The sequence below is a fragment of the Nocardia sp. NPDC056000 genome (assembly GCF_042269265.1).
Lineage (GTDB): Bacteria > Actinomycetota > Actinomycetes > Mycobacteriales > Mycobacteriaceae > Nocardia.
In genome coordinates this window covers 312743-336514 of record NZ_JBHJXS010000008.1, presented here as the reverse complement: position 1 = coordinate 336514, position 23772 = coordinate 312743, and the positions used below count along the sequence as shown (strand labels likewise).

Annotated in this window: 1 protein-coding gene (running past one end of the window); it reads right to left on the bottom strand. The window is 69.3% G+C overall.

Annotation, left to right across the window (positions count from 1 at the left end; all coding sequences use genetic code 11):
* Window positions 1–11: 11 nt before the first annotated feature.
* Window positions 12–23772, bottom strand: the 3' portion of a protein-coding gene (locus ACFC4D_RS24755) for a non-ribosomal peptide synthase/polyketide synthase (RefSeq protein WP_376066857.1). It continues 4880 nt past the right edge of the window; 23761 of the gene's 28641 nt are visible here — the last part of the coding sequence; the start codon falls outside the window, past its right edge; it ends in the stop codon at window positions 12–14.

The window sequence follows — 23772 nt, the reverse complement described above, 5'->3', positions numbered from 1 at the left end:
AAGTGCCTTTCTCACAAGGGATTCGAAGAGTGGTTCAGCACCCGGGCGATATCGGCCAGCGCCGCGGGTTCGGTCATGCGCCAGTGCGTGGCCTGCACCGCGTGGGTGTGCAGCACACCGTCGATGGCATCGGTCCAGGTGGACACGCCTTCCGTGCAGCTCGGATCATCAAGGGCGGCAGCGAAATACCGCAGTTCACCCTTGAAGCGCTCGGGCCGGTACGCGCCGATGAGCGCGAGCGAGTCGACACCGGTGCGCACCATCCGGGTCAGCCGGTCCGTGCCCAGGGAGGCGAACGGTTCGGGAAGTCCGGCCAGCTTCTCGGCCAGCTCCTCCGGATCCATATCACCGTCGCCCAGTTCGACCTGTCCGGCGAACAGACCGCCGAGCACCTCGGCGACCGGAATGCGCACCGGCCCGGTGGCTTCGGTGTCCCCGCCGAGCCAGCTGTCCAGAATGGCCAGCGTCGGCACCTCCTGTCCCAGCGCCTGGAGCTGCACCGCGACCGAATGCGCCAGTACGCCGCCGAGCGACCAGCCGAGCAGGTGGTACGGGCCCTCGGGCTGTACGGCGCGAATCTCCCGCACGTACCGCGCCGCCCATTCGTCGATGGAGGCCGGCAACGGCACATCCGAGGCCAGGGTGGGCGATTGCAGACCGTAGATCGGGCGGTCCTCGTCCAGGTGTGCGGCCAGACCGGCGAACGACCAGGAGATGCCGCCGACCGGGTGGATGCAGAACAGCGGTTCGCCGGATCCGCCGGTGCGCAGCGGCAGCAGCACCTGGAAGGCACTCTCGCCCAGACCGCCGGTGGCCCTTTCCAATTCGGCGACCAGGGCCGCCGGGGTGGACGCGGAGAACAACCAGGTCACCGGAACACGCTCACCGACAGCGGCACTGAGCCGAGCCGCCAGTTGTACGGCAACCAGCGAGGTTCCGCCGAGCTCGAAGAAGTTGTCATCCAGGCCGATTCGCTCGGACTTCAACACCTCGGCGAAGGCCGCGCAGACCTTGATCTCCAACTCGGTTTCGGGCGACCGGAATTCGCGGCCGGTGAAGACCGGCTCCGGCAGCGCCCGGCGTTCCAGCTTGCCATTGGCGTTGAGCGGATATGCCTCGAGCACGATGACCTGGGCCGGAACCATGTAGGCGGGCAGGGCCTCCGCCGCGGTGGACCGCAGTCCGGCGGGATCGATGACCGCGCCGGGCACCGGCACCGCGTACGCCACCAGCTGATCGCCCAGCGCCGTCGGCACCACCAGCACCACCACCTGGCTCACCGCCGGATGCGCCAGCAGCGCCATCTCGATCTCGCCGAGCTCGATGCGCTGGCCGCGGAACTTCACCTGGAAGTCGGTGCGGCCGATGTACTCCAGCGCTCCGGCGGCGTTCCAGCGCACCAGATCGCCGGTGCGGTACATGCGCGCGCCGACACCGAACGGGTTGGCCACGAACCGATCCGAGGTCAGATCCGGTCGGCGCTCATAACCGCGCGCCAACTGGTCGCCGGCCAGGTAGAGCTCGCCGGGCACCCCGGCGGGCACCGGACGCAGCCGCGCGTCCAGGACGTAGACCTGGGTGTTCCACTGCGGTAGGCCGATCGGAACCGAGCGGGTCTCGCCGCCGGTCGCCTTCCAGTAGGTGGTCGAGATCGCGGCCTCGGTCGGGCCGTACAGGTTGTGCACCTGCACCCCGGCGCCCAGCGCCAGTGTCGAGGTCACCGTCTCCGGCGGCAATGCCTCACCGATGACGAACACATCGCGCAGGGTTGTCAGCGAACCCGCCGGGGTGTGCGCGGCGAAGACCGTGAGCATGGAGGGCACGAAGTCCACCATCGTGACGCGCTGGGCCGCGATGACATCCGCGATGTAGGCGGTGTCCAAGTGTCCGCCGGGCGCGGCGATGACCAGCGTCGCCCCGACCCGCATGGTCATGAAGATGCTCCACAGCGAGACGTCGAAGGTGGTCGCGGTCTTGAACAGATACGCGTCCGCCGGCGTCATCGGATATTCGGCGAGCATCCACTCGATCTGGTTGTGGATGGCCCAGTGCCCGGTGGCGACGCCCTTGGGCCTGCCGGTGGAACCCGAGGTGAAGATGATGTAGGCCAGGTTCTCATCGGTGATGGGGCGCAGCAGTTCCTCCGGCCGTACCGGTGCGGCCGAGAACCGGTCCAGCTCGAGCTCGTCCAGGTTCAGTACCGGAACGCCCGCGGGCGCGCGCACCGCGTCGGCGGTGTTGGTGAGCAGGCAGACCGGCTGGGCGGTGTCGAAGATATTCGCGATGCGGTCGGCGGGATGGTCCGGATCCAGCGGTACGTACACCCCACCCGCCGACAGCACGGCATAGAGTCCGACCACCAGATCCAGCGAGCGCCGAATCGCTACCGCCACAACGGATTCCGTGCCGACACCCTGGGCGATGAGCAACCGGGCCAGTCGATTGACCCGCTCGTCGAATTCGCGATAGGTGAGCTCGATGCCCTCGTAGACCACCGCGATCGCGTCCGGGTGCGCGGCCACCGTCCGGCGGTAACCGGCGAGCAGCGGCTCGTCGACGATCTCATGTCGGGTTTCGTTGCGGCCCAGGAGGATTCGATCCAGCTCGGCGCGATCGAGAATATCGATATCACCGACCGGGCGGGTCGGATCCGCCACGATGGCGGCCAGCAGGCGACCGAGTCGCTCGGTGAACCCGACCGCGGTGCTCGCGTCGAACAGATCACCGGCGTACACGAGATTGCCCGCGATACCGGCGGGCGTGCCGTCCTGCTCGTACCCGTCGGACAGGATCCAGTGCAGATCCAGTGCCGCCATCACATTGTCGAAGTCGACCTCGGAGACGGTCAGCCCCGGCAGCTCGAGCCGGGTGCGCGCCAGGTTCTGGAACGACAGGCCGACCTGGAAGAGCGGATTGCGCGAGGTCGATCGCACCGGGTTGAGGACCTCGACCAGACGCTCGAAGGGCACGTCGGCGTGCGCGAACGCCTGGATATCGATCTCGCGCTGGCGGGTCAGCAGTTCGGTGAACGCGGCCGCGGCGTCGACCTCGGTGCGGAACACCAGCGTATTGCCGAACATGCCGACCAGATCGTCGAGCGCGGCCTCGCCGCGACCCGCGATCGGGGTGCCGATGGCGATATCGCCGGTGCCGGACAACCGGGCCAGCAGCAGTGCGATGGCGGTGTGCACCACCATGAACAGCGTCGCGCCCTGTGCGCGGGCGAGTTCGACCAGCGCACGGTGGGTTTCGGCGTCGATGAGCACCGGCGTCTTGCCGCCCTCTAGGGACTGCGATGCCGGACGCGGCCGATCGAACGGCAGATCCAGCTGATCGGGCAGTCCCGCCAGCGCCGACTTCCAATAGCCGACCTGGGTGGCGAACAGCGATTCCGAATCGCTTTCGTCGCCGAGCACCTCACGCTGCCAGATGGCGTAATCGGCGTACTGCACGGGCAGCGCCGTCCAGCCCGGCTGGACACCGCGTGACCGGGCGGCGTAGGCGGTCATGAGATCCCGGGTCAGCGGGCCGACCGAGGAACCGTCGCCGGAGATGTGGTGCACGACCATGGCGAGCACGTAATCGTTTCCGGCGCCGTCGATATCGAGCAGCAGCACCCGGACCGGCACCTGCACGGTGACGTCGAAGGTGATGCGGGCCAATTCGTCGAGCACGGCCTCGAGTTCGGCGCCGGGGACGACGCGCAGTTCGAGCTCCGGGGTCGCCTGCGCGGGGGCCAGGATCACCTGGGCGGGGCGCGCGGCGTCCGACTCCCCCGTCATCGGGTAGACGGTGCGCAGAATCTCGTGCCTGGCAATCAGATCCGCGATGGCGGTCCGCAGCGCGGGCACATCCAGCGCACCGGACAGCCGGACCGCGATGGGCACGTTGAAGGCGGCGGATTCGGTGTCGAACTGGTTCAGGAACCACATGCGCTGCTGGGCCGGGGACAGCGGAATCGCCGCCGGGCGCGACCGGGCCACCAGGGCCCGGCGGTCACCCGCACCCGACTGCCGCGCGACATTCGCGGCCAATCCGGCGACGGTGGACGCCTCGAAGAGCGCGCGCACCGGAATGCGGCTGTCCAAGGCCGCGCCGATCCGGGCGACGATCTGCGTTGCCAGCAGCGAGTTTCCGCCGAGGGCGAAGAAATCGTCATCCGCGCCGACGCGTTCGACGCCCAGCACATCGGTGAACACGCCCGCCACGATCTCCTCGATCGGGGTGGACGGCGCACGGAAGGCAGTGGTCTCGAACTCGGGCTCCGGCAACGCCTTTCGATCCAGTTTGCCGTTGAGGTTCAACGGCAACGCGTCCAGCACCACGAACGCCGCAGGCACCATGTACGACGGCAGAGTCGCCGACAATGTCGACTTCACCTGAGCCACATCGACATTCGCGTCGGAAGGAACAAGGTAGGCGACCAGGCGGTCACCGGTGCGCTGATCCGACTTGGCCAGCACCGCGACCTGCGCGATCTCCGGCAGCGCCAGCAGCGCGGCCTCGATCTCGCCGAGCTCGATGCGGAAACCGCGGATCTTCACCTGGAAGTCCGTACGACCCCGATAGTCCAACTCGCCCTTGGCATTCCAGGCCACCAGGTCACCGGTGCGGTACATGCGCTCGCCCGCGCTGAACGGGTTGGCCACGAAGCGATCCGAGGTCAGATCCGCGCGGCCGAAGTAGCCGCGCGCCAGCTGCGTACCCGCCAGGTACAGCTCACCGGAGACGCCGACCGGCACCGGACGCAGCCGTGCGTCCAGCACGTACACCCGGCTGTTCCATTCGGGCGCGCCGATGGACACCGCGGTCTGATCCGCATCGGTGACCCTGTGATTGGTGATCGAGACCGCAGCCTCGGTGGGGCCGTACAGGTTGAACAGCTCGGTGCGCGGACGCTCGGCCAGCACCCGCTGGGCCAGCGCGCCCGGCAACGCCTCACCGATGGCGAGGATGCGCCACAGCGAATCCGGCAGCCCGTCCGCCAGCAGCGCGTCCAGCATGGACGGCACCACGTGCAGCGTGGTCACCCACTCACGAGCCATGAGCTCGTTCAGGTACGCCGGATCCTTATGCCCGTCCGGCTGCGCGATGACCAGGCGGCCACCGCAGGCCACTGCCGACCAGAACTCCCACACCGAGAGATCGAAGGTCGCGGCCGTCTTGAGCAGCACCGCATCGGCCGGATCCAGACCGAATTCGGTGACCTTCCAGAGCAACTGGTTCACGACCGCCGCATGCGGCAGCGCCACACCCTTGGGACGACCGGTGGAACCGGAGGTGAAGATGACGTACGCGGTATTCGCGGACGTCAGCTCCCGCACCCGCTCGGCAGCGGTGATCGACTCGTCCGAGTATCCGGACAGATCCAGCTCATCGATACGCGCTACCGATGCGGATTCATGCTCGAAGCCGTCCCGCGAGGTCGTCAGAACCACTGCCGGAGCGGCGGTTTCGAGGATGTAACCGGTGCGATCGGCGGGCTGATCCGGATCGATCGGCACATACGCCGCACCGGACTTGGCGACGGCGTACATCGCGACCACAAGATCGGTCGAACGCCGGATGGCAAGCGCCACACGGTCTTCCGCACCGATACCACGCGCGATCAGCTCACGCGCCAAACGGTTCACCCGGGCATCGAGCTCGGCGTAGGTCAATTCCTCGCGCCCGGTGGCGGTATCGGCGACGAGTGCGATCTCCTTCGGATCGCCGGCGACAACTCGGTCCAGCAGGGTGGCCAGGGTCGCCTCGGTGTCGACCGGCTGCGCGGTGCCGTTCCAGGACTCCAGGATTCGGACACGCTCGTCGGGCGCGAGCAGTTCCAGCGCGCCGACCGCGAGCTCCGGGGTGGCGACCACCGCGGCCAGCAGGCGTTCGAAGCGCCGGGCGAATCCGGCGACGGTGTCGGCGTCGAACAGCGCGGTCGCGTAGGTGAGCGAGACCGCGAGTCCGGCGGGCGTGCCGTCCGCGTCATAGCGGTCCACGACCACCAGGTGCAGATCGAACTGCGAGATGGCGGTCTCGAAATCGACCGCGCCGACCCGCAATCCGTCGAGTTCGAAGGCGGCGGGCTCGGTGTTGTTGAACGAGAAGCCGACCTGGAACAGCGGATGCCGAGCGGTGGAGCGCTCCGGGTTGAGCACCTCCACCAGGCGCTCGAACGGCACGTCGGCGTGCGAGAAGGCAGCCAGATCGCGGGCGCGGACCTGGTTCAGCAGGGCGCTGAAGCCGAGCGCGGGATCGATCTCGGCGCGCAGCACCAGCGTGTTGACGAACATGCCGACCAGATCGTCGAGCGCGTCCTCGCCGCGACCCGCGACCGGTGTGCCGACCGCGATATCGGCGCTCCCGGACAACCGGGACAGCAGCAGCGCGAAGGCCGCGTGCACCACCATGAACAGCGTCGAGCCCTGGGCGCGGCCCAGTTCGGCGAGCCGGGCGTGCAGCCCGGCGTCGATGCCGAAATTGATCTCGTCGCCGACGGTTGAAGCCACCGCCGGACGCGGTCGATCGCCGGGCAACTCCAACTGATCCGGCAGCCCGGCCAGGGCCTCGGTCCAGAACCGCAGCTGCTGTGCCAGCAGCGATTGGGCATCGTCTTCGGAGCCGAGCCGATCCCGTTGCCAGAGCGCGTAATCCGCGTACTGCACCGGCAGTGGCTCCCACGCGGGCACGGCGCCCGCGTGCCGGGCGGCGTAGGCGGCCATGACATCGCGGGCCAGCGGGGCCATGGAGGCGCCGTCGGCGGCGATATGGTGCAGCACCACGACCAGCACGTGCTCATCCGCGGCATTCGAGGGCAGGTAGAGCCGGGCGCGCAGCGGTACCGCGGCGGTGACATCGAAGCCCTCGGAAACGAATCCGCTGACGACGGTGAGCAATTCGCTCGCCGCCACCGGAATCGGGCTGAGCCGCGGCCCGCGCGCCTCGGCGGCGGACAGGATCACCTGCACCGGACCGGATTCGGTGAGCGGGTACAGCGTGCGCAGCACCTCGTGCCGGGCCACCACATCGGCGAACGCGGCGTCGATGGCGGCGATGTCCAGCTCACCGGTGAGCCGGATGGCGAGCGGCATATTGTAGGCCGCCGATTCACCGTCGAACCGGTTCAGGAACCACATACGCCGCTGTGCCAGCGAAAGCGGCACCGGACCCTGCTCGCGGCGCGACACGAGCTCCGGACCGGTCGCGACGATTTCGCCGGAGGTGCTGATGACAGCGGCCAATCCGGCCACGGTCGGATGCTCGAACACGGTGCGCATGGCCACCGCGACACCCAGGCGCGCGGACAACCGGGCCGAAAGCTTCACCGCGCTCAGCGAATTGCCACCGAGTGCGAAGAAATCGTCATCCAGGCCGACCGGATCGGCGGCCCCGAGCAGTTCGGCCATGACGGTCGCGATGGCTCGTTCGGCGACCGTGACCGGTGCGCGGAACTCCGCGGTGCGGAATACCGGTTCCGGCAGTGCCTTTCGATCCAGTTTGGCCGTCGGGGTGAGCGGAATGGCGTCGATCACCATGATGGCGGCGGGCACCATATAGGCGATGAGCGAGCGGCCCGCGAAGGCGCGCAACTCTTCGGTGTCGACGACGCGGCCCGGTGCGGGCACCACGTAGGACACCAGCGAGATATCGCCGGAACGACCGGTGTGGCCGATGGTGACCGCGAAATCGACGCTCTCATGGGTGGTGAGCACGGTGTCGATCTCGCCGAGTTCGATGCGCAGGCCGCGCACCTTGACCTGATCGTCGGAGCGGCCCAGGTATTCGAGCACCGGGTAGCTGATACCGCCGACCGAGCGCCGCACCCAGCGCACCAGATCACCGGTGCGGTAGAGCCGCCCGCCGGGCTCGCCGAACGGGTCGGCGATGAAGCGGTCCGCGGTGATATCGGCGCGACCGTGATAGCCGCGCGCCAATCCCGGTCCGCGCAGGTACATTTCGCCGACCGCGCCGTCCGGCACGGGGCTCAGCCGGGCATCCAGCACCACCGCGCCGAGACCGTGCGCGAGCCCGCCCAGCACCACGCCGTCGCCCGGCCGCAGCGGCGAGCTCATATGCGTGGTTATGGTGACCTCGGTCGGCCCGTACGAGTTGTACAGATCGCGGCCGCCGCCCCAGCGTTCCACCAATTCCGGGCCGAAGCTCTCGCCGCCGACCGACAGGTGCCGCAGGCCGCGCAGTCGCTCCGGATCGAGGGTTTGCAGCACCGACGGGGTGATGAGCGCGTGGGTCACCCGCTGACGGTGGATGAGTTCGCTCATCTCCTCGCCGCCGAAGACGTCGGCGGGCGAGATGACCAGTGCCGCGCCGACCGGCAGGGCCATCAGCAGTTCCATCAGCGAGGCGTCGAAGCTGGGCGAGGCCCGGTGCAGAACGCGGGCCGACGCGGAGGTCGGCGCGTGTTCCTGATGGATGGCCGCGACGCCCGGCAGACCGGCGTGGCTGACCACCACACCCTTCGGGCGGCCGGTGGAACCGGAGGTGTACATCATCCAGGCGGCGTTGCCGATGCGCACCGGGCGCACCGGTTCGGTGTCCGCGATGGGGTTCGCGTCGAAGGCGAGCAGATCGCGGGACAGCGATTCGCCGTCGAGCACGATCCAGGTCGCCTGCGCCGGAAGCTGTTCCACGTGCGCGGTGAGCGTCAGCCCGAGGGTGGCGCCGGAATCGGCCAGCATGTAGGCGATGCGCTCGGCCGGATAGGTGGGGTCGACCGGCAGGAAGGCCGCGCCGGTCTTGGCGACCGCCCACAGCGCCACCACGGAATCGATGGAGCGGGGTACCGCGACGGCGACGAAATCCTCCGCGCCGACGCCGAAGCCGATGAGCAACCGGGCCAGCCGCGAGGAGCGCTCGTTCAGCTGTCCGTAGGTGAGCGTCTCACCGCTCGAAATCAGCGCCGTCGCTTCGGGATTCAGCTCGACCGCGGCCCGCATGAGCTCGGCGAGGGTGCGCGGCGGCAGCGCCCGCGGGCCACGCCGGGCCAGCAGTTCGGCGCGCTCCACCGGAGCGAGCAGTTCGATCTCGCCGATGGTCACCGCCGGATCGGTGGTGACCGCGCCGAGCACCCGGCCGAAGCGGCGCAGCAGATCCGCCGCGGTCGCCTCGTCGTACAGATCGGTGGCGTAGGTGACCTCGACGATCAGATGGCCGTCATCGTCGAGTTCATCGCCGATGGAGAAGGTGAGGTCGAATTTGGCGATGGTGTCGTCGAATTCGACGTTCTCCAGCACCAGTCCGGGCACGCCGTGCGTATCGCCGTCCAGGTTCAGGTAGTTCAGCGTCACCGTGAACAGCGGATGCCGGGACCGATTGGTTTCGATGCCGAGCTCGTTCACCACGCGCTCGAACGGCACCGTGGCATTGGCGAAGGCGGCCAGGTCCACGGTCCGGCTCTCGGCCAGCAGGTCGGCGAAGGGGCGGTCCAGGGCCGGGCGGGTGCGCAGCGCCAGGGTGTTGACGAACATGCCGACCAGGTCGTCCAGGGCGGCCTCGCCGCGGCCGGCGACCGGGGTGCCGATCACGATGTCCTCGGTGCCCGAGAGCCGGGCCAGCAGTACGGCCAGCGCGGCGTGATACACCATGAACGGAGTCGCGTTGTGCCGCTTGGCAACCGCGCGCACTCGTTCGCCGACATCGCCGCCGATGCGACCGCGCACCACCGCGCCCGCATAGGAGGAGACCGCCGGACGGGGCCGGTCGGTGCGCAGCGGGAGCTCGTCCGGCAGTCCGGCGAGCTGTTCGCGCCAGTACGAGAGTTCCGGTGCGGCAACCGTTTCCAGCACGTCGTGCTGCCACAGGGCGTAATCGGCGTACTGCACGGCCAGCGGTTCCCACTGCGGTGCGGACCCGGAGGTGCGCGCCAGATACGCCAGAATCACATCGCGCAGCAGCGGATCCATGGACGCGCCGTCACCGGCGATGTGGTGCAGCACCGCGACCAGTACGGTGCTGTGCTCGGATTCGCGCAGCAGCACCGCGCGCATCGGCAGTTCGGTGGTGATATCGAAACCGGTGGAACCGAATTCGTAGATGCGCGGCAGCACCGAACCCCTGACGAGTTCGACCGGCAACTCGATGGCGGTGCCCGCGGGCAGGATCACCTGGTGGCCCTCGCCCTCGGCGTCCATCGGGTAGATGGTGCGCAGCACCTCGTGCCGGGTCATCACATCGGTGAGGGCGGCGCGCAATGCCGGAATGTCGAGATCGCCCATCAGCCGGATGGCGGCCGGGATGTTGTACGCGGCCGATTCCGGATCGAGGCGGTTCAGCAGCCAGATACGAGTCTGCGCCAGTGACAACGGGATTCGATCCGGTCGCGGCGCCGCGGTCAGCGGCGGCAGGGTGCGGCCACCGCCCGCGACCCGGGTGGCCAGTTCGGCAACGGTCGGGGCCTCGAAGATCTCGCGCACGCCGATCTCGCAGCCGAAGGCCGCGTTGACGCGCGCCACCAGACGCATGGCCAGCAGCGAGTTACCGCCCCGGTCGAAGAAATCGTCATCGGCGCCGATCGGATCACCGCCGAGCAGATCGTGCAGCAGTCCGGCCAGCATCGACTCCGAGCCTTCCCGCGGTGCGCGGAAAGCGGTTGCCGCGGCGGTGAATTCGACCGGCGGCAGGGCCTTGCGGTCCAGTTTGCCGACGCTGGTGCGCGGCATATCGTCGAGCACCACCAGGTGCGCGGGCACCATGTACGCGGGCAACTGCTCGCGGATATGCGCCAGTACCGCTTCGGCGGAAAGACCGGGGCCGGAGACATATCCGACCAGGGCATCGGCGCCGGCGGAGTCCTTGGCGAGCAGCACGGCGGCATTGGCGACGCCGGCGGCCGTCAGCAGGGCCGCCTCGATCTCGCCCAGCTCGATGCGCTGACCGCGCAGCTTCACCTGGAAGTCGTTGCGGCCCAGGTACACCAGATCACCGGAGCGGTTCCAGCGCACCAGATCGCCGGTGCGATACATGCGCGCACCGGGCACGCCGAACGGATCGGCGATGAAGCGTTCCGCGCTGAGCGCACCGCGGCCCTGATAGCCGCGGGCCAGCTGATCACCGGCGAGGTACAGCTCGCCGATGACGCCGGTCGGCACCGGGCGCAGCCGGGCGTCCAGCACGTACGCGCGGGTGTTCCAGTTGGGGCGGCCGATGGCGACCTCGTAATCCGGATCGGCGTCGGTGAATTCGTGGTAGATGGTCGAGACGGCGGCCTCGGTGGGTCCGTAGGCGTTGTGCACCGCACCGCCGACGTGCTCGCGCAGCGCGGCGAGCAGTTCGGCGGGCAGCGCCTCACCACCGGTGTGCAGATGCCGGAACGAACCCAGCGCGGATCCCTGGCCTTCGGCGACCAGGGCGGCCAGCACGGACGGCACATGCTCGGCGATGGTGATGCCGTGCTCGCGCATCTTCCCGGCCAGGTAGTCCAGGTCCAGGTGCCCGCCGGGCTTCAGCAGCACCAGCGGCGCGCCCACCAGCGCGGGCAGGAAGCACTCCCACACCGAGACGTCGAAGGACAGCGGCGCGCGCTGCATGATGCGGTCGGCGGCGGTGACGCCGTAGCGGTGTTCGAGCCAGTACAGCTGATTGACGATGGCGTGGTGGCTGGTGGCCACACCCTTGGGCAGACCGGTCGAGCCGGAGGTGAACAGCACGTACGCCAGGTTGTCCGGGCGCAGCGGCACGATCCGCTCGGCATCGGTGACAGGTGTGTCCGCGTAGCCGCTCAGATCCAGATCCGCGACGGCCACGGTGCGCACTCCGTCCAGTGCGGGCGGGAGCAGCTCGTCGACCGCCAGGACCAGGGTGGTTTCGGCGGTGCCGAGAATGTGCGCGAGGCGATCCGCCGGATGCGCCGGGTCCACCGGCAGATAGGCCGCACCCGCCGCGACCACGGCGTACAGCGCGATGACCATATCGAATCCACGCTGCGCGGTCACGCCGACGATATCGTCCGGGCCGACGCCCTGGCCGATCAGCCAGCGCGCCAGTCGATTCGCGCGGGCGGCCAGTTCGCCGTAGCTCAGGGTTTCGTCCTCGAGCACCACGGCCGTCACCGCCGGATCGACGGCGGCGCGCCGATCCAGCAGATCGGCGAGGGTCTCGCGCGGGATCATCCGCGCGGTGGCGTTGCGGTCCGACAGCACCACGCCGCGCTCGGCCACCGACATGAGTTCCACATCGGCGGCGGTGGTGCGCGGATCGGTGAGCAGGGCGCGCAGCACTCGCTCGTAGCGGACCAGGAATTCGCCGATGGTGTTCTCGTCGAACAGATCTCGGGCGTAGTGCACGTGCACGTCGAGTCCGGCGGGCACACCGTCGGCGAAATGCTCGTGCAGGGTCCAGTCCATATCGAACTGGATGGGCGGCACCCCGGCGTCGAGTCCGGTGATGGACAGCCGCTGCAACCGGAACTCCGGCTTGGCGTGGTTCTGCAGCGTGAACGCGACCTGATAGATCGGCGAATGCGCCTGGGAGCGTGCCGGATTCAGCGCGTCGACGAGTGCCTCGAAGGGCAGCGCGGCGTGATCGAAGGCAGCGAGATCGGTATCGCGCACCTGCGCCAGCACCTCACCCAGGGCAGCGCCGGGGCGAATCTCGCTGCGCAGCACCAGGGTGTTGACGAACATGCCGACCAGATCGTCCAGCTCCTGCTGGCCGCGACCCGCGACGGGGGTGCCGATGACGATATCGGCGCTTCCGGACAGCCGGGCCAGCAGCACGGCCAATGCGGTGTGCAGCACCATGAACGGGGTCACCCGGTGCTCCGCCGCGAATTCCACGATATCGGAATGCAATTCGGCGTCCAGGGTGCCGAGCAGCGCCGCGCCGCGGGTGCTCGCCACGGCCGGGCGGGGACGGTCGGTGGGCAGTGTGAGCAGTTCGGGCGCGCCCGCCAGGCGGCGCTTCCAGTAGCGCAGTTGCCGGGCCAGCACCGACTGTTCATCGGTGACCGCTCCGAGCGCCGCCCGCTGCCAGAGCGCGTAATCCGCGTACTGCACCTGCGGCACACCGAGATTCGGGACGGTATTGGCACAACGGGCCACGTACGCCTTGGCCAGATCCCGGGCCAGGGGTGCGAAGGACCAGCCGTCGGCCGCGATGTGGTGCACCACGAACAGCAGGATGTGCGTCTGCGGGTGTTCATCGGCGAGTTCGAGCAGCCGCACCCGGATCGGCACCTCGACGGTGACGTCGAAAACGGTGGCGGACACCGATTCCACCAGTGCGGGGAGTTCGGCCGCGGCGATGGTCTCCGGCTCCAGCTCCACCAGATGCGTTCCGGCGGGCAGGATCAGCTGTGCGGCCTCGCCGTCGCGCTCGGGATACAGGGTGCGCAGCGTCTCGTGCCGATCGATCACATCGGCGATGGCGGCCTGTAGCGCGGGCACGTTCAGCGCACCGGTCAACCGCAGGGCGAAGGGGATGTTGTAGCCGCCGCCCTGTGCGTCGAAGCGGTTCAGGAACCACATCCGCTGCTGTGCGATGGACAGCGGGATGCGGCCCTCGCGCGGCTGCGAAACCAGCGGGGGCAGTGGCAGATTCGCGTCCGCTTCGTTCGCGAGCGCGGTCACCCGGGCGGCGAGTTCGCGCACCGTGGCGGCATCGAAGACGGTGCGCACCGGCACCGGCGTGGTCATGGCCTTGGACAGGCGCGCCGCCAACTGGGTGGCGATCAGCGAATTGCCGCCGAGGGCGAAGAAGTCATCGCCCGCGCCGACTCGTTCCGCGCCGAGCAGATCGGCGAAGATCGCCGCGACCAGCGCCTCGACCTCGCCGTCCGGGGCCTCGAACGCGGCCGCGGTGATCTCGGGAGCGGGTAGCGCGTTGCGGTCCAGCTTGCCGTTGGCATTGAGCGGGAAGGATTCCAGCACCACCAGGGCCGACGGCACCATGTACGAGGGCAGCGCCGCGGACAGGTGGGTGCGCAGGGCCGCCACATCGACCGACCCGGCGGCGGACGGAACCACATAGCCGACGAGCAGATCGCCGGTGCGCGCGTCCGAACGCAGCACCACCACCGCCTGGGCGACGGAGTCGTGCGCGGTGAGCACCGCCTCGATCTCACCCAGTTCGATGCGCAGGCCGCGCAGTTTGACCTGGAAGTCGGTGCGGCCCAGGTATTCCAGCTCACCGTCGGCGGTCCAGACCACCAGGTCACCGGTGCGATACATGCGCTCGCCGGGGGTGAACGGATTGGCGACGAAGCGGTCCGCGGACAGCTCCGGACGGCCCAGATAGCCGCGGGCCAGCTGCTCGCCCGCGAGATAGAGCTCACCCGCGATACCGGCGCCCACCGGGTGCAGGCGCGAATCCAGTACGTACACCCGGGTGTTCCACACCGGGCCGCCGATGGGCACGGTGACCGTGTCGGCGTCGGTCACCTCGTGATAAGTGACATCGACGGCGGCTTCGGTGGGACCGTACAGATTGTGCAGCGCCGCTCCGGTCAGCGCGCGCAGTCGCTGTGCGGTCGGGGCGGGCAGGGCTTCACCGGAGGCGAAAACCGTACGCAGCGAGACGCATTCGGCCACACCCGGCTCGGCGACGAACACCGAGAGCATGGACGGTACGAAATGCGCCGTGGTGACGCCCTCCTCGGCGATGATCCGGGCCAGGTAGGCGGGATCGCGATGACCTTCCGGCTTGGCCAGCGCCAGGCGGGCGCCGGTCAGCAACGGCCAGAAGAACTCCCAGACCGAGACGTCGAAGGTGGCCGGGGTCTTCTGCAGCACGACGTCATCGGCGGCCAGCCGGTATTCGGACTGCATCCAGACCAGGCGGTTCACGATCGCCGAATGCGGCACCGCGACACCCTTGGGGCGACCGGTCGAACCCGAGGTGAAGATGACGTAGGCGATGTTGTCCGCGCGCAGCGGGCGGCGGCGTTCGGCGTCGGCGATCGGATCGGCCGCGTAGCCGGACAGGTCCAGCAGGTCGATGCGCACCTGCGCGGTATCGATGGACAGATCCGCACCCGAGGTCAGTACGGCGACGGGGTCGGCGGTGGCGAGAATGTATTCGATGCGCTCGGCGGGCTGATCCGGATCCAGCGGCACGTACGCGCCACCGGCGGTGAGCACGGCGTACATGCCGACGACCAGATCCAGGGAGCGGCGCATGCCCAGGGCGACAAGGGAATCGGGTCCGACACCGTGTGCGATGAGGTGCCGGGCCAGCTGGTTCACCCGTTCGGCGAATTCGCCGTAGGACAGACCCGTCCCGTCGAAGCTCACCGCCGTGCGCTGTTCCGAACGTGCGGCCTGCGCCTCGAACAGCGAAACCAGGGTGGGGGCGACGCCCTCCAGCCACAGATCGGCATCGGTGTCGTTCCAGCCGTGTAGCACCCGCGACCGCTCCGCGGCGTCCAGCAGTTCCACATCGCCGATGCGGGCGGCCGGATCGGCCGCGACCGCCGCCAGCATGAGCAGCAGACGGCGTCCGAACGAATCCGCGTACTCGGCGTCGAAAAGGTCGGTGGCGTAGACGAGTTCGGCGCGCATCGGCTCCGAATCGGCGCCACCGCCGAGTGCGAGCTGGAGATCGAACTTCGCGCCCTGCTGATCCAGGCGGTATTCGGTGACGGCCAGGCCCGGCAGTTCGAGGGCGGTGCCGCCCTGGTTCTGGAAGGACAGCATGACCTGGAACAGCGGATGCCGGGCCTGCGAGCGAGCCGGGTCGAGCGCCTCGACCAGACGCTCGAACGGCACATCGGTATGCGCGAAGGCTTGCAGATCGCGCTCGCGCACCGACTGCAGCAGTTCGGTGAAGGTCGCGCCGGTGTCGACCCGGGCCCGCAGCACCAGGGTGTTGACGAACATGCCGACCAGCGCGTCCAGCGCCTGCTCACCGCGTCCGGCGACCGGAATGCCGACGGCGATATCGTCGCTGCCGCTGAGCCGGGCCAGTAGCGCCGCGAAGGCGCTGTGCACCACCATGAACAGCGTGCTGCCGTGCGATCGCGCGACGCGATGCAGTGCGGTCACCACATCGGCGGGCACCTCGAACCGGTGCGTACCGGCCTGTCCCGAAGCCACCGGCGGGCGCGGGCGGGTGGAGAGCCGCAGCTCGTCCGGCAGGGCGGCGAGCGCAGCGCTCCAGTAGTCGAGCTGACGCGCCAGGACGGACTCCGGATCGGATTCCGAGCCCAGTGCCGCACGCTGCCACAGTGCGAAGTCCGCGTACTGCACCGGCAGCGAATTCCACCGCGGCGCTTGCCCTTCGCTGCGCGCCGCATAGGCGGCCATGACATCGCGAGCCAGCGGGCCGAGCGACCAGCCGTCGCCCGAGATGTGATGCAGGACCACCACGAGCACATGTTCGGCACCCGAGGGCAGCGTGAAAAGCGCTGCGCGCACCGGGATCTCGGAGGTCACATCGAACGGCGTGCCGACGAGTCCGGCAATGCGACGGGCCAGTTCGTCCTCGGTCACCGGAATCGGGGTGAGATCACCGATCGACTGCCCGGGCGGCAGCACGACCTGAACGCCACTACCGCTCTCGGTGGCCGGGTAGACGGTCCGCAGCACCTCGTGCCGGTCGATCACATCACCGACGGCCAGCCGCAGCGCCTCGGTGTCCAGCACGCCGAAACCCGCAGCGTCCGAACGCAACCGCACGGCCAGCGGAATATTGTCCACCGCCGATTCGGGATCGAATCGGTTCAGGAACCACATGCGCTGCTGCGCCAGCGACAGCGGCAATTCGGCCGGGCGCTCCCCCGCCACCAGCGGAGGGCGGTTGCTGCCCGCGCCCGCGCGGGATTCCAGCAGCGCCGCCAGCGCGACGACGGTGGACGCCTCGAACAGATCACGCACCGACAGCTCGGCGGTGACGGCGGCCGACAATCGGGCGGTCACCTGGGTGGCGAGCAGCGAATTGCCGCCGAGCCCGAAGAAGTCGTCGTCGAGACCGACCGAACCCAGCGCGGGCTCGACGCCGAGCACCTCGGCGAAGGTGCCCGCCACGATCTCCTGAATTGGAGTCGCGGGCGCGCGGAACGTCTTGGCCTCGAACACCGGCGCGGGCAGCTGCCTGCGGTCCAGTTTGCCGGAGGCGTTGAGCGGCATGGCATCCAGCACCACGTACGCGGCCGGAACCATGTACCCGGGCAGCACATCCGCCAGCGCGGCACGCACCTGTTCCACTCGCGCGCGATCGGTGGCGGCCGCCGAAACAGATACGCCGTCAACGACGCCCGCACCGGTGGAGCTCACCTCGGTCGAGGCCGGTGCGGCGGAATCCACGGGGACCAGGTAGGCGACGAGCTGGTCACCGAGACGGTCATCGGAGCGGACCACGACCACGGCCTGGGCGATGGAATCCTGTGCGGTCAAAGCGGATTCGATCTCGCCGAGCTCGATGCGCAGGCCGCGCAGTTTCACCTGGAAATCGGTGCGGCCGAGGTATTCGATCTCACCCTCGGCATTCCACTTCACCAGGTCGCCGGTGCGGTACATGCGCTCGGAGGTGCCGAAGGGGTTGGCCACGAAACGATCCGCCGACAGGTCCGGGCGACCGAGGTACCCGCGAGCGAGCTGATCGCCCGCGAGGTACAGCTCACCCGCGACACCGGGGGCCACCGGGTGCAGCCGTGCATCCAGCACGTACAGCCGGGTGTTCCACACCGGGCGGCCGATCGGCACGGAAAGGGTGTCGGTGTCGGCGATCTCGTGGAAGGTGACGTCGACGGCGGCCTCGGTCGGGCCGTACAGGTTGTGCAGGCGGGCACCGGTCAACTCGCGCAGGCGCTGCGCGGTCGAGGCGGGCAGTGCCTCACCGGAGGCGAATACCTGACGCAGCGCGGTGCGTTCGGCCGTCGCCGGCTCGGCGACGAAGAGCGCGAGCATGGACGGCACGAAATGCGCCGTGGTGATGCCCTCTTCGGCGATGACCCGGGCGAGGTAGGCCGGATCGCGGTGGCCATCGGGCTTGGCGACGACCAGACGCGCACCGGTCTGCAAGGGCCAGAAGAACTCCCACACCGACACATCGAATGTCGCCGGAGTCTTCTGCAGCACAGCGTCATTCGCATCGATCGGATACTCCGACTGCATCCACAGCAGGCGGTTCACGATGGCGCGATGCTCCACCGCGACACCCTTGGGGCGGCCGGTCGAACCGGAGGTGAAGATGACGTAGGCGGGGTGCGACGGCAGCAGCGCGGTGCGGCGTTCCGCATCGACGATCGGCGTGCTCGGATATCCGGTGAGGTCGAGGGCATCGACCGCCAGGACCGGGGTGAAGCGGCTGGCCTGGAAGTCATCGCGCCCGGTGGTCAGGATGACGACCGGGCGGGCCGTATCCAGCACGTATTCGATGCGGTCGGCGGGCTGATCCGGATCGAGCGGGACGTAGGCCGCACCGGACTCCAGCACCGCGTACATGGCGATGACGAGATCCAGCGAACGCCGAATGGCAAGCGCGACGGTGGTTTCCGGGCCGACACCCTGGGCGATGAGGTGGCGGGCCAGGCGGTGTACCCGGGTGGCGAGTTCGGCGTAGGACAGAGTTGTCCCGTCGAAGCTGAGCGCGGGTGCGTCGGCACTGGTCAGGGCCTGCGCCTCGAACAGCGACACCAGGGTCGCCGCGGTGTTCTCGGGCAGCGCGGGCCGGAGTTCGACGGTGCTGGAGTTCCATTCGGAGAGCACCAGATCGCGCTCGGCGGTGCGCAGCAGCTCGATATCGCCGATCGGCTCGCCGGTCTCGGCGATCGCGGCGTGCAGTACGCGCAGCAGGCGGTCCGCCAGTGCCGCGATCGTGTCGGCGTCGAAAAGCTCCGTGGCATAGGTGAATTCGGCGGCGAGGCCGTCGACACCGGGCACCTCGGAGAAGTTGAGCTGCAGGTCGACCTTGGCCGAGGCCACCTCCACCGGCAGCCCGGTGACATCCAGACCGGGCACCTCGAAGGTGGTGCTGCCGGTGTTCTGGAACGACAGCATCACCTGGAACAGCGGGTGCCGGGCCTGCGATCGGGCCGGATCGAGCAGTTCCACGAGCCGCTCGAAGGGCAGTTCGGCGTGCTCGAACGCGGTCAGGTCGACGTCCTTGATCCGGGCCAGCAGCTCGGGGAAGGTGGCGCCGGAATCGACGGCGGTGCGCAGCACCAGGGTGTTGACGAACATGCCGACCGCGTCGTCCAGCACCGCCTCACCGCGCCCCGCGACCGGGGTGCCGATGGCGAGATCGTCCTGTCCGGACAGCCGCGCGAGCAGGGTGGCGAAGGCGGCGTGCACCACCATGAACAGGCTGGCCCCATGCCTGCGGGCCAGGCCGTTCAGCGCGTCCAGCAGCTCGGCGTCGATCGAGAAGCCGTGCACGTCACCGCGATACGAGGCGACGGCCGGGCGGGGGCGATCGGCGGGCAGTTCCAGCTGATCCGGCAGGCCGGCCAGGGCGCCGGACCAGTACGCGGCCTGCTGGGCGATGATCGAATCCGGATCGTCCTCGGAGCCGAGCACCGTGCGCTGCCAGAGCGCGTAGTCGGCGTACTGCACCGGCAGCGGATTCCACCGCGGTGCAAGGCCTTCGGTACGCGCGGTGTAGGCGGCCATGATATCGCGGGCGAGCGGATGCACGGACCAGCCGTCACCGGCGATGTGGTGCACCACCAGCGCCATGACGTGCGTGGGCGTTTCGGCGTCGGTCACCCGGAACAGCCGGGCGCGCACCGGAACCTCCACCGTCACGTCGAATCCGGCGAGCACCAGCTCACGGACGCGGGCGGGCAGTTCGGCCGCGGTGACCGGTTCCGGTCCGAGGTCCGGCAGCCCCCGTCCGGCGGGCAGGATCACCTGCACACCGTGCCCGGTCGCGGTCTCGGGGTAGATGGTGCGCAGCACCTCGTGCCGGTCCACCACATCGGCGACCGCGGTCAGCAGCGCGTCGACATCGAGAGCGCCGGTGAGCCGCACCGCGAGCGGAATATTGTCGACGACCGATTCGGTGTCGAAGCGGTTCAGGAACCACATGCGGCGCTGCGCCAGCGATAGCGGGATCTCATCCGGGCGCGGACCCGCGACCAGCGCGGGCCGTGCGCCCGCACCGGCGTGATCGCCGACGTCGGCGGCCAGCGCGGTGACCGTGCTGTGCTCGAAGAGCGCGCGCAAGGGCACCCGGGTGTCCAGGGCCGCGCCGAGCCGCGCCACCAGACGGGTGGCGATGAGCGAATTTCCGCCCAGTTCGAAGAAGTCGTCTCCGGCCCCGACCGGGGCTTCCAGCCCGAGCACCTCGCCGAAGATGCGGGCGACGATGCGCTCGGCCCGGGTCGCGGGAGCCTGGAAGGCGCGGGAGGTGAGCACGGGCGCGGGCAGCGCGAGGCGGTCGAGTTTGCCGGAAGCATTGAGCGGCAGCGCGTCCAGTACCACGAAGGCGGCGGGCACCATATAGGCGGGCAGGCGCTGATCGAGGGCGATCTTCAGCAGATCGATCTCGATGCGGGCATCGGCCTCGGGTACCAGATAGGCGACCAGGCGGTCACCGGTGTTGTGGTCGGAACGCACCACGACCACCGCCTGTGCGATGGAATCCTGTGCGGTCAAGGCGGATTCGATCTCGCCGAGTTCGATGCGCAGTCCGCGCAGCTTCACCTGGAAATCGGTGCGGCCCAGGTATTCCAGCTCACCTTCGGCGTTCCACTTCACCAGGTCGCCGGTGCGGTACATGCGCTCGGACGCGCCGAACGGGTTGGCCACGAAGCGATCCGAGGTCAGATCGGGGCGGGCGGCGTACGCGGTGGCGAGCTGCGCCCCGGCGAGGTACAGCTCGCCGGGAACGCCGACGGGAACGGGGTGCAGGCGCGCGTCCAGGACGAACAGCCGGGTGTTGAACACCGGCGCGCCGATCGGTACCGACACCGCATCGGCATCGGTGACCTCGTGGTGGGTGACGTCGACGGCGGCCTCGGTGGGGCCGTACAGATTGTGCAGCGCCGCACCGGTCAGCGCGCGCAGCTGCTGCGCGGTCGGCGCGGGCAGCGCCTCACCGGAGGCGAAAACCATACGCAGCGAGTCGCATTCGGCGGCCGCGGGCTCGGCGACGAACACCGCCAGCATGGACGGCACGAAATGCGCGACGGTGACACCGCGGTCGGCGATGAGTTCGGCCAGATACGCCGGATCGCGATGCCCGTCCGGCCTGGCCACGATTAGTCGGGCACCGATCTGCATGGGCCAGAAGAACTCCCACACCGAGACATCGAAGGTCGCGGGGGTCTTCTGCAGCACCACATCGGCGGCGGTCAGGCCGTACCGGGCCTGCATCCAGACCAGGCGGTTGACGATGGCGGCGTGCGAGACCGCGACACCCTTGGGGCGACCGGTGGAACCGGAGGTGAAGATGATGTACGCGGTATTCGACGGCCGCGGCGGGGTGACCCGTTCGGCATCGGTCAGCGGGGCATCGGAATAGCCGGACAGGTCGAGGGTATCGATGCGAACCTGCTGCGCCGCAACCTCTTCCAGGTCGTGGCCGGAGGTCAGCACGCACACCGGGCGCGCGGTCTCGACGATGTAGCGGGTGCGGTCGGCCGGGTGATCGGGATCGAGTGGGACGTAGGCGCCGCCGGCGGTGATGACGGCGTACATGCCGATCACCAGGTCCAGGGAGCGGCGCATGCCGAGGGCCACCGATGATTCCGCGCCGACGCCCTGGGCCACCAGGTAGCGGGCCAGTTGATTGACGCGGGCGGCGAATTCGGCGTAGGACAGGACTGTCCCCTCGAATTCGAGCGCGGGGGCGTCGGGGCTGGTCAGGGCGCGGGCCTCGAAGAGGGAGACCAGGGTCGCGGTGGTGTCGACGGGGGTGGCGGTGTCGTTCCAGCCGTGTAGAACCAACTCCCGCTCGGTGGCGTCGAGGAGGTCGATATCGCCGATGCGGACGGTCGGGTCTGATGCCACCGCCGCCAGCACGCGGGTGAGGCGGGTGGTCAGGGCGGTCGCGGTGGCCGGGTCGAACAGTTCGGTGGCGTAGCGGAGGCTGCCGGTGAGGGCGTCGCCGGGGACGGTGGAACGCTCGTTGATGACCAATTGGAGATCGAACTTGGCTACCGAGTCGGGGAGTTCGACGGGGGTGACGGTCAGGCCCGGAAGCGTCAGATCCGTTGTCGCGCCGCGGTCTTCGCCGAAGCTGAGCATGACTTGGAAGAGCGGATGCGCGCCGGTGGAGCGGTCCACCACCAGATCGTCGACCAGGCGCTCGAAGGGCAGGTCGGCATTGGCGAAGGCGGCCAGATCGGTGTCGCGGGCGCGGGTGAGCAGTTCGGTGAAGGGGGCGGCGAGGTCGACCTCGGTGCGCAGCACCAGGGTGTTGACGAACATGCCGATGAGCGCGTCCAATTCGCGCTCACCGCGGCCGCCGACGGGGGTGCCGATGGCGATATCGGTGCTGCCCGCCAGGCGCGCCAGGGTGGCGGCGAAGGCGGCGTGCAGCACCATGAACAGGGTGGCCTGCCGGGTGGCGGCGAGGTCGCGCAGGGCGGCGAGGATATCCGGGCCGAGTTCGAAATCGATTGCGCCGCCGGTGTTCCGGGGCTGGGCGGGACGCGGGCGGTCGGTGGGCAGGGCCAGCTGGGCGGGGAGGCCGGCGAGGGTGTCGCGCCAGAATTCCAGCTGCTGGTGCGCCAGATCGCCGGGGGTGGTGTCCGAGCCGAGCAGCGCGCGCTGCCACAGGCTGTAATCGGCGTACTGGATGGCCAGCGGCTCCCAGCCGGGAGCCTGTCCGGCCAGGCGGGCGGTGTACGCGCGCACCACATCGCCGAGCAGGGGCGTCATGGACAGGGCATCGCCCGCGATGTGGTGCAGGACGATGACCAGCACGTACTCATCGGAGTCGAAGGGCGCGTCCGCACCGCGATCCACCACGAGCAGGGCGATGCGCGAGGGGAGTTCGCGGACCACGTCGAACGGGGCCTCGGCGATGGCGGTGACGGCGGCGACGATCTCCGATTCGCGGACCGGCACCGGGTTCAGGGTGAGACCGACATCGGCGGGATCGAGGGTCTTCTGGTACGGGCCGAATTCGGTGTCCGGGAAGTAGGTGCGCAGTGCGTCGTGCCGGGCCAGCAGGTCCAGCATGGCCTGCTCCAGCGCGGTCACATCGAGACGGCCGGACAGGCGCAGCACGATCGGCAGGTTGTAGCTGCTGGGGAGTTCCTGTTCGCTCTCCAGACGATTGAGGAACCACAGCCGCTGCTGGGCGGAGGACAGCGGGACACGATCGACGCGCGGCTGCGGGACCAGCGCGGGACGCTTTGCGGCACCGGCCAATTCGCCGACGGCCGCGGCGAAACCGGCCACGGTGCCCGCGTCGAACAGGGTGCGCACCGGAATGCGCACGCCCAGTTCGGCTCCGGCGCGGGCGGTCACCTGGGTGGCGTAGAGCGAGCTGCCGCCGAGGGCGAAGAAATCGTCGTCCAGGCCGATCCGCTCCAGGCCCAGCACCTCACCGAAGACGCGGGCGACCAGGCGCTGCGCGGCATCGACGGGGGCGCGGAAACGCTTGGCGGCCAAGGTCGGAACGGGCAGTGCGCCGCGATCCAGCTTGCCGCTGGTGCCGAGCGGGAACTCGGTGAGCTCCACGATGACGGTGGGCACCATGTAGGCGGGCACCAGTGCGGTGAGGCGGGTGCGCAGCGCCTCGGTGTCGAGTTCGGTTCCGGCCGTGCGGATCACGTATCCGGCGAGGTAGTCGCCGGTATCGCCCGCGATCACCCGGACCGCGGCCTGCGCGACCTCGGGGGCGGTCAGCAGCGCGGTCTCGATCTCGGCGAGTTCGATG